The 224-nt window shown below is 78.6% G+C and carries 1 pseudogene; it reads right to left on the reverse strand.

The annotated features are described in order from the left end of the window. A pseudogene (locus I53_RS15390) lies at positions 1-224 on the reverse strand (L-seryl-tRNA(Sec) selenium transferase); the annotation flags it as partial.

The raw sequence follows: 224 nt of genomic DNA on the forward strand, positions 1-224 counted from the left end.
GCGTCAGCGCCGCCAGGGCGGCGAGGAAGCCGGCCTCGTCCTCCAGGGTCCGGAGGTCGAGGCGGACGGCCTCGTCGCTGATGCGGCCGATCACCGGCACCGGAAGCCGGCGCAGATCCTCGGCGAGCCGCCGGCACCGTCCGCCGCCGCCCCGTCCCGGCTGGAAGGGCGCCCTCACCGGCGTGATCGGCGCGACGGTGGCGGCGATGGAGGCGCTCGGCGCG

This window comes from Methylobacterium sp. B1, assembly GCF_000333255.1.
Classification (GTDB): domain Bacteria; phylum Pseudomonadota; class Alphaproteobacteria; order Rhizobiales; family Beijerinckiaceae; genus Methylobacterium; species Methylobacterium fujisawaense.